At 37.5% G+C, this 1,391-nt stretch carries 2 protein-coding genes; both read left to right on the forward strand.

What is annotated here, in order from left to right:
- Positions 1-87: 87 nt before the first annotated feature.
- On the forward strand, positions 88-708 hold the full coding sequence (locus ACRCJ0_RS14175; protein WP_417893020.1) for a thymidine kinase: 621 nt from the start codon (positions 88-90) through the stop codon (positions 706-708).
- A gap of 96 nt (positions 709-804) precedes the next feature.
- Positions 805-1,391, forward strand: a 587-nt coding sequence (locus ACRCJ0_RS14180) for a PCRF domain-containing protein (RefSeq protein WP_431390870.1), incomplete at its 3' end; no start/stop codon positions are given.

Genomic DNA, 1,391 nt, shown 5'->3' on the forward strand with positions numbered 1-1,391 from the left:
AGCAGGAAATAAAATTGACTAGTGACGGGAATAAAAGTAAAATGAATAGCTGAGTAAATCGATATTAAAAAGTATGGGAGTGTTTAGATGGCTCAGTTATTTTTCCGTTACGGTGCAATGAATAGTGGTAAGTCTTTTGAAATCATTAAGGTAGCACATAACTATGAAGAACAAGACAAACATGTCTTGGTTTATACCAGTGCTGTTGATAACCGTGCAGGTGTAGGGAATGTGTCTAGTCGTGTGGGCGAAGAAAGATTAGCACGTGCAATTGCGACGGAGACGGATGTGTATGAGGATTTAACCACTTATATGCGAGAGAACGACCAAAAAATTTATTGTGTGTTAATTGATGAAGCCCAATTTTTATCAAAAGACCACATCTACCAATTGGCACGTATTGTTGACGAATTAGATATCCCAGTTATGGCCTTTGGCTTGAAAAATGACTTCTTAAATAACTTGTTTGAAGGGTCTAAATACCTATTACTTTTAGCTGACAAGATTGAAGAAGTGAAAACCATCTGTTGGTTCTGTGCCAAAAAGGCTATTATGAACATGCGTGTAGCTGACGGGAAACCGGTGTATGAGGGTGAGCAATTGCAAATTGGCGGAAATGAAGCTTATTACCCAGTTTGTCGTAAACATTATCACCATCCACCATTGAAAGATGGTAAAATCTATATTGAGCGCAATAATGGTGAATAGCAAGTAGGTGTAAGTGAAATAACTTTTGCCACACCTACATTAATATCGAGAATAGACTGTAAGTTTTACATAAAGAAATAGAAAAGAGTTGAGAGCATGTTTACAGACCAATTAGATTCATTTATTGCCCGCTATGCGGAAGTAACTGAGTTAATGAGTGACCCGGACGTGATTAATGATAATCAACGGTTCCGCGCTATCTCTAAAGAAGAAGCTGATTTAAGACCAAAAGTAGAAACATTTAGTCACTACAAAGATGTGATTCAAGCTATTGAAGATACTGAGGAATTATTAGCAGAGTCATCAGATGATGAAATGACCGAATTAGCAAAAGAAGAATTGAAAGAATTAAAAGCAGAACGTGACAATCTTGAAGAAGAGATTAAACGTTTAATGATTCCTTCAGATCCAAATGATGACAAAAATATCATCATGGAAATCCGTGGTGCAGCGGGTGGGGATGAAGCCCAATTATTTGCGGGTGACTTGTATGAAATGTACAATCGTTATGCAATTAGCCAAGGTTGGCGCGTTGAAGTTGTTGAATCATCTAGTAATGATATCGGTGGTTTCAAAGAAATCACTCTACAAATTCAAGGGGACAATGTATATTCTAAATTGAAATTTGAATCTGGCGCTCACCGTGTACAACGTGTACCAGATACAGAGTCTCAAGGTCGTGT

The sequence above is a fragment of the Aerococcus sp. L_32 genome, from assembly GCF_050689315.1.